At 65.4% G+C, this 13,369-nt stretch carries 12 protein-coding genes; 5 read left to right on the forward strand and 7 right to left on the reverse strand.

From position 1 onward, the window contains the following. Nucleotides 1–10 precede the first annotated feature (10 nt). Together ACYQML_RS23840 and ACYQML_RS23845 are read left to right on the forward strand one after the other, a co-directional pair. Complete coding sequence (locus ACYQML_RS23840) at nt 11–616, forward strand: sulfite oxidase-like oxidoreductase (protein ID WP_461234245.1); 606 nt, start codon at nt 11–13, stop codon at nt 614–616. Next, complete coding sequence (locus tag ACYQML_RS23845; protein ID WP_461235777.1) at nt 609–1,331, forward strand: FAD-binding oxidoreductase; 723 nt, start codon at nt 609–611, stop codon at nt 1,329–1,331. The genes ACYQML_RS23840 and ACYQML_RS23845 overlap by 8 nt, the downstream gene beginning before the upstream one ends. A 570-nt stretch (nt 1,332–1,901) precedes the next feature. Here ACYQML_RS23845 and ACYQML_RS23850 read toward each other — a convergent pair. From ACYQML_RS23850 to ACYQML_RS23860, 3 genes are all read right to left on the reverse strand, one after another. Next, nucleotides 1,902–2,996, reverse strand: coding sequence for an NAD(P)/FAD-dependent oxidoreductase (locus ACYQML_RS23850; RefSeq protein WP_461234246.1), 1,095 nt, complete (start codon nt 2,994–2,996; stop codon nt 1,902–1,904). Between the two features lie 144 nt (nt 2,997–3,140). Then, nucleotides 3,141–4,478, reverse strand: a complete 1,338-nt coding sequence (locus ACYQML_RS23855; RefSeq protein WP_461234247.1) for an acyltransferase family protein — start codon at nt 4,476–4,478, stop codon at nt 3,141–3,143. 458 nt (nt 4,479–4,936) lie between these two features. Next, nucleotides 4,937–5,065, reverse strand: coding sequence for a hypothetical protein (locus ACYQML_RS23860; RefSeq protein ID WP_280136548.1), 129 nt, complete (start codon nt 5,063–5,065; stop codon nt 4,937–4,939). Between the two features lie 79 nt (nt 5,066–5,144). Here ACYQML_RS23860 and ACYQML_RS23865 point away from each other — a divergent pair, with 79 nt between their 5' ends. Beyond that, a complete protein-coding gene (locus ACYQML_RS23865; RefSeq protein WP_461234248.1) occupies nt 5,145–7,160 on the forward strand; it encodes a right-handed parallel beta-helix repeat-containing protein in 2,016 nt (671 codons plus the stop codon). A gap of 435 nt (nt 7,161–7,595) precedes the next feature. Further along, entirely contained in the window at nt 7,596–9,311 is a 1,716-nt protein-coding gene (locus tag ACYQML_RS23870) for a DEAD/DEAH box helicase (protein WP_056426018.1), read from the forward strand. A 200-nt stretch (nt 9,312–9,511) separates the two neighbouring features. Here ACYQML_RS23870 and ACYQML_RS23875 read toward each other — a convergent pair whose 3' ends face one another. Genes ACYQML_RS23875 through ACYQML_RS23885 form a run of 3 tightly spaced genes read right to left on the reverse strand, consistent with a single transcriptional unit; the run spans nt 9,512 to nt 10,931 of the window. After that, the gene (locus tag ACYQML_RS23875; RefSeq protein ID WP_461234249.1) at nt 9,512–10,219 is read right to left on the reverse strand and encodes a hypothetical protein; all 708 of its coding nucleotides are present in this window, start codon (nt 10,217–10,219) and stop codon (nt 9,512–9,514) included. Further along, the gene (locus ACYQML_RS23880; protein WP_461234250.1) at nt 10,216–10,350 is read right to left on the reverse strand and encodes a hypothetical protein; all 135 of its coding nucleotides are present in this window, start codon (nt 10,348–10,350) and stop codon (nt 10,216–10,218) included. Before ACYQML_RS23880 ends, ACYQML_RS23875 begins: the two co-directional genes overlap by 4 nt. Before the next feature lie 17 nt (nt 10,351–10,367). After that, nucleotides 10,368–10,931: a DUF308 domain-containing protein gene (locus ACYQML_RS23885; RefSeq protein WP_461234251.1), complete on the reverse strand. Its 564-nt coding sequence runs from the start codon at nt 10,929–10,931 to the stop codon at nt 10,368–10,370. A gap of 164 nt (nt 10,932–11,095) precedes the next feature. Between ACYQML_RS23885 and ACYQML_RS23890 the strand changes: the two genes are divergently transcribed. Further along, nucleotides 11,096–11,971, forward strand: coding sequence for an AraC family transcriptional regulator (locus ACYQML_RS23890; RefSeq protein WP_461234252.1), 876 nt, complete (start codon nt 11,096–11,098; stop codon nt 11,969–11,971). Nucleotides 11,972–12,018: 47 nt separating this feature from the next. On the opposite strand, the gene ACYQML_RS23895 is transcribed toward ACYQML_RS23890, so the two are convergent. Next, on the reverse strand, nt 12,019–13,056 hold the full coding sequence (locus ACYQML_RS23895; protein ID WP_461234253.1) for a hypothetical protein: 1,038 nt from the start codon (nt 13,054–13,056) through the stop codon (nt 12,019–12,021). Nucleotides 13,057–13,369 lie beyond the last annotated feature (313 nt).

Raw genomic sequence — 13,369 nt, forward strand, 5'->3', positions numbered from 1 at the left:
GGAGACGAGCATGGCCACACGCGGTTTCACGGGACGACGGCCACCGGAGGCGACGCAGGAGCGGCTTCCGCCGGGCCAGTATCTCGAACAGGACTTTCCCGTCCTGCAGATCGGTCCGAACCCGCGCATCGACATGGACAGCTGGAGCTTCACCCTGCGTGAGGGCTCGCGACCCATCAAGAGCTGGAATTGGGAGGAATTCTCCGCCCTGCCCCGGACCTCCTGGCGCGGCGACATCCACTGCGTGACGAAATGGTCGAAGTTCGACACCGGCTGGGAGGGCGTCAGCATCGACGACATCCTCGCGGCGGCGGGGATCTCGGCACCGACGGACTATCTGCTCGCCGAGGGCTACGACGATTACACCACCAACGTGCCGGTGGCCGACCTCACCGGCCCCAAGGCCATGGTGGCGACTCATTACGAGGGGCAGCCGATCGAGCCCGACCATGGCGGCCCGGCCCGGCTCTTGGTGCCGCACCTGTATTTCTGGAAGAGCGCCAAATGGGTGAAGGGCCTGCGCTTCACCAAGAAGGACGAGGGCGGCTTCTGGGAGCTGCGCGGCTACCACATGTACGGCGATCCCTGGCGTGAGCAGCGCTTCACCGGTGATTGAGCCCGCCGCGCGGCCCCTCCCCTGGCAACAAGCCACCCTCCTCGCCATCAAGCCGGTGACGCGGCGGGTGAAGAGCTACCGGTTCCGGACCGCTTTCGACCGGCCGATGCTGGCCGGACAGCATGTGGACGTGCGCCTGACGGCTCCCGACGGCTACCAGGCCCAGCGCAGCTACTCCATCGCCTCGGCGCCGGGCACGGACGGAACCATCGAACTGATGATCGAGGGCCTGCCCGAAGGCGAGGTCTCGGGCTTCTTCGATTCCGTGGCGGAGATCGGCGACACGATCGAGCTGCGCGGCCCCATCGGCGGCTCGTTCGTCTGGCGCCCGGAGGATGGCGGCCCCCTGCTTCTCGTCGGCGGCGGGTCCGGCGTGGTGCCGCTGCTGGCGATGCTGCGCCACCGCGCGGCGGCGGCGCCTCACGTGCCCGCCCTGCTACTCTACTCGGTGCGAGAGGCGGATGAGGCGATCGCCGCGGAGGAACTGGCTGTCCGCGCCCGTGACGAGGCGCATTTCGACCTGATGCTCAATCTGACGCGCGCCGGTGGCCGCCGGATCGATGGGGCGATGATCGGCGAAGCGTTGGGCAAGCTCGGGGCTCCGCGCCACGTCTATATCTGCGGCGGAAACGCCTTCGTCGGCAACGCGGCGGACCTGCTCCTCGATGCCGGGTTGGAACCGGGACGCATCAGGACCGAACGTTTCGGCGGCTGATGGGCGACGAATTGGAGATCGGTCATGGCTTGAGGTCTTTCAGGACCATGCGCGCTAGGGCGTGAAGCCGGACGCTGCATCTCAGGACGATTGCGCGCCCAGCAGAAGTGTCAACGGGCCGACGCCCCGTCCTCAGGCCTACGATAGTCACACATCTCACAGGAGACGCGGGTCCCCTCTCCTGGAAGGAGAGGGACAGGGTGAGGTGTGTGAGCTTTCCGGAGATGGACCGCACCTCACCCCAGCCCTCTCCTTCCAGGCAGGGCGATCGCATATGCCGATTTGCCTGTCAGAAACCCGCTGGCACCACCCCGTCATCCCGGGTCCGCGCAGCGGAGCCCGGGATCCGGAAACACAAGTGGTGCAGGACTTTACACTGTCGGCGGCTCTGGATTGCACGCCTCCGGCGCGGCCCTCCGGGTCCGGGCTCGCCTGTGGCGACCCGGAATGACGGCGTGGTGCCATATGCGATCACCCTCTCCTTCCAGGAGAGGGAGCACGTCGCGCTTCGGGTTGAACCCTCTCGGATGAAGGAACAGCCGTCGAGGAGATGTGGGAATCCGGTAGCCCTCACGCCTCGGCCTCGACCAGCCGATCCGCCACCTCCTCGGCCAGCGACAGGCTCGATGTGAGGCCGGGGCTCTCGATTCCGAACAGGTGGACGAGGTGCGGCAGGCCGTGCTCGGCCGGCCCGTCGATGAGGAAATCCGCCGCCGCCTCGCCCCGCCCGGTGAGTTTAGGGCGGATACCGGCGTAATCCGGCGTCAGCGCATCCTTAGCCAGTCCCGGCCAATAGCGCCGGATGGCATGGGCGAAGATTTCGGTGCGGGCCGGATCGACTGCGTAGTCCGGCGCGTCAACCCACTCCACATCCGGCCCGAAGCGCATCCGACCGGCGAGGTCGAGGGTGAGATGGATGCCGAGCCCGCCTTCCATGGGCGCGGGATAGATCAGCCGCGAGAAGGCCGGACGGCCGAGGCATCCGAAATAGCTGCCCTTGGCGAGGACCTGCCTCGGGATGCGCTCGCCCGGATAGGGCTCGACCGCCCGCGCCACGGCCTGCGCGCCGAGGCCGGCGGCATTGACGACGGCGTCGAAGGACAAGTCCTCGCCGCAGACCTCGACCTGCCAGGCGCCGGAATCGCGCCGGATCGCGCCGACCTGACTATGGAAGGCGATGGCCCCGCCGGCATCCTCGATATCCCCCTGCAGGGCGAGCATCAGGGCATGACTGTCGACGATGCCGGTCTCGGGCGAATGCAATGCCGCGACGCAGGCGAGGTTCGGCTCCAGGGCGCGGGCCTCCCGGCCCTCGATGAAGGCGAGCCCCTCGACGCCGTTGGCCCGGCCGCGTTCGGCGATTCCCTCCAGGGCGGCCCGCTCGGGCTCGGAGGTGGCGACGATGAGCTTGCCCGGACGCGCATGGGGCACGCCGTGGCTCCGGCAGAACTCGTAGAGCATCCGGCGGCCACGCGTGCAGTGACGCGCCCGCAAGGAGCCCGCGGGATAGTACATGCCGCCATGGATGACTTCGGAACTGCGCGACGACACGCCGGTCCCGATGGCCCCTTCGGCCTCGGCGACGATGACGGAATGCCCGCGCCGGCCGAGGGCCCGCGCCACCGCGAGGCCGACGATTCCTGCGCCGATGACGAGCACGTCCATCAAGGTTCCTGCCTGAGAGTCTTCTTTGGCCCCATGCACCAGAGCCTCCCTTAGCAGGTCCCGGGTCACGACGGGGATGGGGCTTCTCGAAAGGCCCCAGCCGGCCGTTCGAATCACCGACCATTCAGGTCCGCCGACCCGATGCTACGGCCGGGCGGGAGATCGACGCCAGAAGCCAGTGAACACATCCCTGACGCTTTGGGTGAGAGGGATTTCGATCTGACGATGCACGATCCAGGCAAGAATTCCGGCGAGCGCCACTGCACTAACGAATGCGGCCAATCTCAAATAGAGGCTCTCCGGATCGAAAGCTTTGAAGACAATCTTCTCGCAGAGTTGATAGGACAGGAAATGCGTCAGGTATAGCGCGTAGCTGCTGTTGCCCTGTTCTATGGCAAAGGTGGTTTTCGAGACGACGCCCTTGGTCTCCAGCAAGATCGCGGCGAGGACGAGTGAAGCTGCAGGCAGACCGAGGCCGATGAAGCGGGGAACGGTCGGCCAAAGAAACTCTGCCGCCAATAAAAGACCGAAACTGGCGAGGCCCAAGGTGCCGATCATCGGGACGTTGAAGAGGCTCGTCAGAATCGCGACGTGTCGCGCGATGTAATAGATCCATATGCCTGCGACGAACTCGAGTATGATCGGGTCCGTATAAAACCGGCCGAGCGCATCCTCGGGGCGAAACATCGCTCCGAGGATCACAAGCGCGACCATGGTGAGGCTGAGACAAAGGTATCGATTTAATTCCGTCTGAATGTACAGGCTCAGACAAAAGAGGCAATAAAAGAAGATCTCGTAATTGAGCGTCCATCCGAGGAACAATACCGGCTGGATCAAACCGTTCGATTTCTCAAACGGAATGAACGCCAGCGACATGAGCAGCTGCGCCGGCCCGGCATCGACGCTGCGGAATAGAAAGGGCATCGATAGGGCCGTGAGAAAGACAGCGATTGTCATGAACCAGTATAGGGGAAGGACGCGAACCAGTCGTTTGACGATGAATTGACGTGGGCTCACGTTCCGGCCGTCGGTGGTGTAGGCCATCACGAACCCGCTTATCACAAAGAATATATCGACGCCCCAAGCCCCCATTGAATATTTCAGATCACCGAAAAGCAAGATTTGGCAGTGAAAGCCAACAACGAGATAGGCCGCGATCGCCCGCAATGTCTGGACATTGTATATCATCGGATCGTCTCCACTGAGATGATATGAACGATCGTTCGACGCTATCCAGGCGATTGCGTTTGACTGCTCCGATGGGAAGCGCACCGCCACCATCATCACTGCCGCGCGTTCTTCGAGAAAGTGCGCATCGGGGCTATCTCGGTCTTTAGCGAAGTAGCATCCGCCAATGCGGACGGCGGCAAAGCCCGCCGTCACTGGCATTCGCGGCCACTGCCACCTCGGCGAGATCCGCCACGCCACATAGCCGCCGCCATGGCCGCGATTGCGAAGGGCCGGGCTCAGGCGGTCGCGCACCAAGGGGTTCCGGGACCTCGGCGGATGGGAAGCGGCATGCTGTGCGAGAGCCCCGTTTCCGTCCGGTAGTAACGATCCGCCACAGTGCACGCACCGTCATACGACCCGCTTTTCAGGCGGGACCGGCGAACCTCGCGCCGATGATCGAAAATCATCCGTGACACATTTTGAACAAGATCTGCTCACTAAGATTTGTTGTGACAATAAAGAACTAGAATACTGAAGTGTACCGATCTGTACATTTGCCAATTGGCACAGAGGAAGTTCTTCTTAGTGCCGGCTGGTAATTCGTACGATCCGATTATTCGCTCATCAGTGCGACAATAATCTTGGGAATAGTGTCGGCAAACAACGCCGATGCTCATGGGGATCCGTGGCCAAAACAGCAGCGGATTGAGAGGGTCGGCATCAGGACCGGCCGCAGACACAACTGGAAATTGAATGCAGCATTCGCAACATCACGTCGCATCGTGCGACGACGCGCGTTCCGCCTCCGACACGGGCCTGGGGTCGAGCCCGATATCCGACGTCGTTTCGGGACTTGCCGACGGCAGCGTCTCAAGCACGGTTCCGGTCATCGACAGCACGGAACCCGCCTCCGACGTCCCTGTGGTGGTGGAGTCAGACGCCGGGGCGACATCCGCATCCAGCGCCAGCGCGGCTCCGTTGACACGCCACGATGGGACGATCGTCGCCAAGGAAGGCGATGTCATTCGCAACCTCGACATCTATGTCGATAGCGGTCCCGGCATCGATATCGACAACGTAAACAATGTGACGGTCGAGAACGTCCGCATCCATATCAATGGAAACGGCGGCACCGAGGAAGGCGCCGGCATCCGCATCATGCGGGGCAACAACGTCGATATCCAGAACGTGGAGGTCTTCAACGAAGGCGCACCCGAGACGGGCGCAGAGCGGACCCCGGACCATTACGGGATTTCGGCCTTCGAGGCCGAGGCTCTGAGCGTGACGAACGCGACGTTCCACGACACCTCGACGGGCGTCCTCGTGCAATATTCGCCGGGCGCCACACTCGACGGCATCGAAGGCTACGATATGCGCGGGCCCTTCCCTCGCGGACAGCTCGTACAATTCGGCGAGTCGCCGGACAGCAGCCTCAACAACTTCTACGTCCACAACGATCCGAAGGTCGCTTGGACCGAGGACAACATCTCGGTTTACTACAGCGACAACGTCACCGTCTCGAACGGCGTGATCGACGGCAACAATTCGCCGAGCGGTCAGGGAGTCATCTTCGAGGGGTCGAACAACGGCACCGCCCGCAACATCGATACGATCCATATGGGCAACGGCGCGTTCGCGGATTACGGCCAGAACAACACCTTCGATTCCACACGCTCCTTCGACAACATCGCAGAGGACCAGGGACGGGGAAATCCTCTCTCGAACGCGCTGCTCTGGGGCGTGAACGAGAATACGGTGGTGACCAATTCCTCGTACCAGAATGCGGGAAATCCGGGCAACATCGTCTGGGGAGAGGGCAATATCGGCGCCGGCATCGACGTCACCGAAGTGAACGGCCAGACGCCCATGGCCCATTACACGAACGCGTTCAGCGAAGGCTTCTCGGGTTCGGTGCCCGAGGTCGACACTCCGGCTCCCATCCCCGAGGGGCCGGATGTGGTGGTGCCCGACATCGGAGCGACGCCCTCGCCCGAAGAACCCCCGGTCGTCGCGCAGCCCTCCGAGCCGGCACCCGTGGACGAGCCCTCGACCGAGGGCGGCAACGCTCCTCTCACGCGCCATGACGGGACGATCGTCGCCCAGGAAGGCGATGTCATTCGGGACATGGACATCTACGTCGATAGCGGTCCCGGCATCGACATCGATCGCGTGGACAATGTCACGGTCGAGAATGTCCGCATCCATTTCAATGGAAACGGCGGCACCGAGGAAGGCGCCGGCATCCGCGTCATGGATGGTGACAACGTCGATATCCAGAACGTGGAGGTCTTCAACGAGGGCGCACCCGAGACGGGCGCCGAACGGACCCCGGACCATTACGGGATCTCGGCCTTCGAAGCCGACGACCTGAGCGTAACGAACGCGACCTTCCACGACACCTCGACGGGCGTGCTCATCCAATACTCGCCGGGTGCGGAACTGGAGAACATCGAAGGCTACGATATGCGCGGGCCCTTCCCCCGCGGACAGCTCGTGCAGATGGGCCAGTCGCCGGACAGCAGCCTCAACAACTTCTACGTCCACAACGACCCGAACGTCGCTTGGACCGAGGACAACATCTCGATCTACTACAGCGACAACGTCACCGTCTCGAACGGCGTGATCGACGGCAACAATTCGCCGAGCGGTCAGGGGGTCATCTTCGAGGGGTCGGACAACGGCACCGTCCGCAACGTCGATACGATCCATATGGGCAACGGCGCGTTCGCGGATTACGGCCAGAACAACACCTTCGACTTCACGCGCTCCTTCGACAACATCGCGTCGGATCAGGGACGGGGAGATCCTCTCTCGAACGCGCTGCTCTGGGGCGTGAACGAAAATACGGTGGTGACCAATTCCTCGTACCAAGATGCGGGAAATCCGGGCAACATCGTCTGGGGAGAGGGCAATATCGGCGCCAATATCGACGTAGCCGAAGTGAACGGCCAGACGCCCATGGCCCATTTGACCAACGAGTTTACTTGGAGCTGATCCGATCCGTGTCTTCGGACGGGCCCAGGCTTGTTCGACATGCATGATGAACGATGCTCGGTGTGAACGGGCACCGAGCATCTGATCTTACACAGCTTAACTCGAAACCAATGTGGGGTCCCGACGGGCAACCGTCGGGGCCCCCTTTCGTGTCGGACGTCGTTTTGGGCGATCCGCCTTCACCGATCGTGCCCGCATTGGCCGCGGTAAGGATTTGGATGGGAGGGCCCGCCCGGTGCCCTCGCCACGGGATGCACGCAAACCACGCTTGGAAGCATTGCAGCATGGGGCGTGGCGTCGGCGCCGCATTGCGGCTAGAAGCACACGCTCCGTAACCGAACGAGGCCGGACCCACGACCGGATGCAGCGACGTCGCCACTCAGGGTGACTCGAATCCGCAGGGTTTGCCTTGTCTGCCTGCAAGGCCTCTGCCCCGTGCCCTTTCCTACCCTGCCGGCCCCGCTCGTCCGAGCGCTCGAGGCCCGCAACTACGAAGACCCGACCCCCGTCCAGAGTGCCGTGATCGAGGCGGCGGCCCAGGGCCGCGACCTCCTCGTCTCGGCCCAGACCGGTTCCGGCAAGACCGTCGCCTATGGCCTCGCCTTCGCCGACACGCTCCTCGGCGATGCCGAGCGGCTCGATCCGCCCGGCCCGCCGCTGGCCCTCGTCATCGCCCCGACGCGCGAACTCGCGCTTCAGGTCCAGCGCGAGCTCGAATGGCTCTATGCCGAGACCGGAGCGCGCGTGATCGCCTGCGTCGGCGGCATGGACCCCCGCCGCGAGAGCCGGGCTCTCGCCGAGGGCGCCCATATCGTCGTCGGCACGCCGGGCCGCCTGCGCGACCATCTGGAGCGCCGCAACCTCGCCACCCAGAACCTGCGCGTCGCCGTCCTCGACGAGGCCGACGAGATGCTCGATCTCGGTTTTCGCGATGACCTCGAATTCATCCTCTCGGTGACCCCGAAGGAGCGGCGCACCCTGCTCTTCTCCGCGACCCTGCCGAAGGCCATCGCCAGTCTCGCCGAGCGCTACCAGAACGACGCCCTGCGCATCGCCGTGAAGGGCCAGGAGCGCGGCCATACCGACATCACCTACCGCGCCGTGCGGGTGGTACCGCGCGAGATCGAGCACGTGGTGGTCAACACCCTGCGCTACACCGATGCGCCCACCGCCATCGTCTTCTGCAACACCCGCAACGCCGTCCGCCATCTCCAGGCGGTGCTCACCGAGCGCGGCTTCTCGGCCGTCGCCCTGTCGGGCGAGCTCGGCCAGGGCGAGCGCAACGCCGCGCTCCAGGCCCTGCGTGACGGCCGCGCCAAGGTCTGCGTCGCTACCGACGTCGCCGCACGCGGCATCGACCTGCCGACGGTGAGCCTCGTCATCCATGCCGATCTGCCCCACGATGCCGAGGTGCTGCAGCACCGGTCCGGCCGGACGGGGCGCGCGGGCCGCAAGGGCACCAGCGTCCTGCTGATCCCGGCCTCCAAGCGCCGCCGCGCCGAGCAGATGCTGGCCATCGCCAAGGTCAATGCCGAATGGGCCGCCCCGCCCACGGCGGACGAGATCCGCCGCCTCGACGGCGAGCGCATGTGGCAGGACCCGCTCTTCACCGAGACGCCCTCCGAGGAAGACCTCGCCATGGGCGAGGCTCTGCTCGCCCAGCGCACGCCGCAGGAACTGGCCGCCGCTCTGGCCAAGATTTACCGCGCCCGCCTTCCCGAGCCCGAGGACGTGACCGATCCGGGCGCCGGCCCCGAGCGCAAGGAACGCAAGGTCTACGACCCCGCCGATTCGGCACGGATCGATGCGGAAGGCCCCTCGGTCTGGTTCCGGCTCAATCTCGGCCGTCGCGACAATGCCGATCCGCGCCGCCTCCTGCCGATGCTGACCCGTCGCGGCAATATCGGCCGCCAGGAGATCGGCGCCATCCGCATCTTCGACCGGGAGACCAAGTTCGAGATCCGTGGCGGCGCCGCCTCGCGCTTCGCCGCCACCTTCGCCAAGAACGGCTCGCCGGAAATCCAGGTCGAGGCGCTTCTCGGCGGCGAGCCCGAGCGTGAGGCCGAGGGCCCGAAGGGGTTCAAGAGCCCCCGCGCCGCCCGCCACGAGCGGGAAGCCGGAAAGAAGCCGCCGCAGCGCCGTCCGCGCTAAAAGGAACCGCGTTCCTCTCCCCCTTGTGGGGAGAGGTTAGGAGTGGGGGTGGCGCCGCTTGCCTCCGCAGCTTGAGGGTCGCCCAACCACCCCCACCTCCAACTCCTCCCCACAAGGGGGAGGAGAGCCGCGCATCCGGCAAAATGATTGCCTCCAATAGCGGCTCGCGGAGGGAGCAGGGCGCTGCCAACACCGCTCCGTCATTCGAACGACGCCGTGACGAACTGATCCATCTCGTTCGCGGGCCGGTAAGGCGTCCGGCGCAGGGTGACGGAGCGCTCGGTGAAATCCGGGTCGTCCTCCCGCACCACCCGGACCTTGCCGTCCGGTGAGACCCGGCTGAACGAGAAAAGCGAGACCGCGAGGTTGTCGAAGGCGGCTTCGGTTGACCGGAATCGGCCGGGGGCGCCGTTCGCCCGCTCGAACAGGCGCAGCACCTCCCGCGCATCGAGGGAGAAGATCCGTTCGTTCCGAAAATGCGTCTCGGCATGACGCGCTTCGACCGTGACGCCATCCAACCGGCCGTTGCGATATTCCAGAAGGATGGGCGTGCGGTCCTTCTCGAGGTTCTGCCGGTCCAGGCTCGCCAGATCGGTGGCGGCTCGCCTCATCGCGGAGATGTCGGCCGCCGACAGAGATGGTCCCAACGCGGCAATCAGGCCTTCGGTATCGGCCGCTGCATCCGCTCCTCGGATGAGCGGTGTCGGGGTGCCGTAGACCGCGACCGCCGCGGAGGCGACCTCCCCCGGCGTGAGACCGAAGACCAGACGGCCGATCCCGGCATGGGGCTCCACTCGCCAGTCGACGTTCATGACCGCTCCTTCCCGCTCCATCGGATGGGCGAGCGCAGCGGCGGCCGCCAGAAGACACGCCCAGAATGCCAAACGCCACGGCAGGATTCGCGTCATGTTCCGGTCGCCCCTTCTTCGACGATCGCGCCAACGCCTTCAGTTTCGATCCCGCCGATTTCGAGCCCGCACATCTGCAACACGGCCTCGCGACCGTGATGCGAGGAGGCCGGAGCATGGAACCCGGCCATGATTGCCGATCCCGACATCACGCTGTGCCCTCCACCGAGGCTTGCCGTGCCCGTGCCACCGCCAGCCACACGGCCGAGACGAGGAAATAGAAAGCGCCGAAGCCGGCGTAGGGTGCGACGTCCATGATGCCGGGCGTTGCGACGTCGTTCGCCTTCGCGAGGAAAAAGAGGCCCGCGAGCGACGATTGCGCCCCACTGAGAACCATCGCCCATTGAGCGCCGCTGTTCCAGCGCCGGATGCCGGTGGCGAGCTGCAACATTCCGGAGAGAACCGCCCAGACGCCGAACACCGCGAGAACCGCGTGGGGGCTGAGGCCGAGTGAGACGGCGACCGCGAGGGCGGTGACGGTGCTGATCGCGGCGTTGACGATCTGGCTGGGATTGGCTCTCCACCCACCGCTGCGCTGCGCATCGACGAGATTGGCCGCTGCATCCCAAGCGGGATACGCCACGAGAAGGGCCGCCGCGACCGGGGATACGCTTCGTCCGACGGTCACGGCTGCGGCGACCCAGGCGGCGGCAACGCCGGCACGGACGAAATAGTAGGATGTCAGCCATTGTGTCGACGCGGGAACTGGCATGTCGATGTCCTTCTCATGTGCCCGTCGCTCCGAGGATCGGCAAAGTAGCGCCAGCGCGCTGAAGGCCTTGCGGTATCCTCGGTGCTCGTGAGACCTTGCCCATCACCGCAGCGGGGAAACGTCTCCAAGGACCGCATGTGTAATTTTTGGACCCCGCATCGGCCATGACGGATCCGCCGAAAGACTTGACCGATCGTCCGGAGATCGTTTCCGCCGGCGCGGAGAACGCGGATCTGCTGTCGCTGGTGTTGGCCCAGATTCGGCTGAACGGTGACCGGGTCCAGGCCCGCACCGTTTCGCACGGCGAGCCGCTGAAACTGGACGTCGATGCGGCCCATGTTCTCGTCGTCGCCGCAGGTGTGCTTCAGGTCGGCGGAAGCGCCGGACAACCGCTCGTGCTGGATACCGGCGACCTCATGCTCCTGCCACGCGGCCCCGGGGCTGCACCGCTCGTCGCATCACCCGAGCCGGCGACGGTCATCGTCTGTCGGTTCTGGTTCGACCCCTACAGCCTTCGCGGCATGATCGCGGCCCTGCCGGACCTCATCCACATCCGACACGCCGAAGGGGCGGAATGGCTGGACGGCATGGTGCATTTCATGATGCGGGAGACGACCGACCCGCAGCCCGGCGCGGCCCTGATGATCTCGCGGATCATCGATCTGCTCGTGATTCGCACCCTGCGGACCTGGGTCCATCTCGGGCATTCGTCCGGCTGGCTGAGCGGTCTCTCCGATGCCCGCATCGCCCGCGTGCTCAAGGCCATGCACGAGCGGCCGATGCAGCCCTGGCGTATCGACGAATTGGCAGGCCTCGCCGGCATGTCCCGCTCGGGCTTCGCCGAGCGGTTCACCGAACTCGTGGGACGCTCGCCGCTGCGATACCAGAACGAGTGGCGGCTCAGCCTCGCGCGAGACATGCTGGCGAGGCGGGAGGCACGGGTCGGCGAGATCGGGCTGCGGGTCGGCTATACGTCGGAGGCCGCTTTCAGCCGCGCCTACAAGGCCCTGTTCGGGCACCCGCCACGGGACGAGATCTAGGCTCCGGACAGGCCATTCGGGTCATCAACCCCCGTTATCGTCGAGGGTCAGAACTGGTTCGGCAGGTTCTTCACGGCGTTGCCGAGGGCTTCCACGCTCTCGGCGATCTTGCGACCGGCCGGGGCGAGGGACGGCACTTTCAGGCCGAAGATTTCGCTTTGTTCGGGTTCCGGTGCCGCTGCGGGTGCCGCTGCGGGTTCGGCGCTGGCTTCCTGCACGGGCTTCACGGGCTTGACCGGCTTGGGCTTGGCAACAGCCACGCTCGGCTTGGCGACGCTGGCGGCGGGCTTCACGACCACGCTGGCGGCGGGCTTCACGACCACGCTGGCGCTGGGCTTCGACGTTTCCGCACCGGCCTCGGTACGGGTCGGCTCGGGGGGAAGCGACGCGAAGCTGGTGGCGGCCGAGCGCGCGCGGATGGTCTGGGCCGCACTCGGGGCGATCACCGAAGCGACGCGGTTCGGCACGATGGGCGAGAGTGCGTTGGGCGGCAGCGCCAGGCTCACCGGCTCGATCGGCGGCAGCGCCTTCGGACGGGGCGCTTCGGCCTTGACGATCGAGGGAGCGGGCGTCGCCGCCGCCAGCGTCACGGGAGTATCGACCTTCGGGGGTACTTCGACCTTGGCAGTGGCTTCGACCGGCGCGGGACTTTGAACCTTCGACATCGCCTCGGCCGTAACCGGCTCCTCGACGAGGGCACGCCTCTCCACGAGCTGAATACCGGTCTCCCGGACCGGCGCGCGTGATCCGGCGGCCGAGGCCAGGGCCGGCACGCCGTCGCGCAGGTCGGGCCAATCGGCCGCTTTGGCCTGGAGGGCCTGCGCCTTCTGCATCTGGTAGAGGTTCGGCCGCGCCACCTGCGGACCAGCGAGACTGCCCATCGCCGAATAGGCCGCGTAGGACAGGCCGGCCACGGCGACGCAGCCCAACGTTCCGAGAACGACCATGCGACCGCGCGCGGCGGGCTTCGACCCAGGCTTCACCGGCCTGGCCGCGACCGGCTTGTCAGCAACAACCTTGTCAGCGACGGGCTTGCGGGAGCCAGCGTCGCGCCTTTCGCTCGGGTCGATGGCAACCTGCATCATCGGGCGAGTTCTCTAACAATGGTCGAAAAAACGTTTGACCGTCATGGAATCGCGACGGCGCGGAACGGACGTGATGCCGACATTCGGGCACAAAGATGTCCTCGGACATCGTGCCAGTCACGCCCGTGTCGTCGCTCACATGTATCTGGATAAAGCATTGGCGCTTAACGCTCGGTATCCGTCGAGCACTTGCGGCCGAGCGCCATTTTCAGATGGTCGCGGCGTCGGGGTGAAACGGGCGCTGTGCGCCCCATCCCGCATGCGCGCATTCCCAGCGGATGGGTTATCGCTACAAGCACAACGCGGCACTAGA

The organism is Methylobacterium sp. CM6244 (assembly GCF_054817885.1).

Bases quoted from the DNA above. Each gene is read 5' to 3' on its own strand.
- ACYQML_RS23895 (WP_461234253.1), bottom strand. From the start codon at position 13,056: ATGATGCAGGTTGCCATCGACCCGAGCGAAAGGCGCGACGCTGGCTCC.
- ACYQML_RS23850 (WP_461234246.1), bottom strand. From the start codon at position 2,996: ATGGACGTGCTCGTCATCGGCGCAGGAATCGTCGGCCTCGCGGTGGCG.
- ACYQML_RS23885 (WP_461234251.1), bottom strand. From the start codon at position 10,931: ATGCCAGTTCCCGCGTCGACACAATGGCTGACATCCTACTATTTCGTC.
- ACYQML_RS23875 (WP_461234249.1), bottom strand. From the start codon at position 10,219: ATGACGCGAATCCTGCCGTGGCGTTTGGCATTCTGGGCGTGTCTTCTG.
- ACYQML_RS23880 (WP_461234250.1), bottom strand. From the start codon at position 10,350: ATGGCCGGGTTCCATGCTCCGGCCTCCTCGCATCACGGTCGCGAGGCC.
- ACYQML_RS23840 (WP_461234245.1), top strand. From the start codon at position 11: ATGGCCACACGCGGTTTCACGGGACGACGGCCACCGGAGGCGACGCAG.
- ACYQML_RS23890 (WP_461234252.1), top strand. From the start codon at position 11,096: ATGACGGATCCGCCGAAAGACTTGACCGATCGTCCGGAGATCGTTTCC.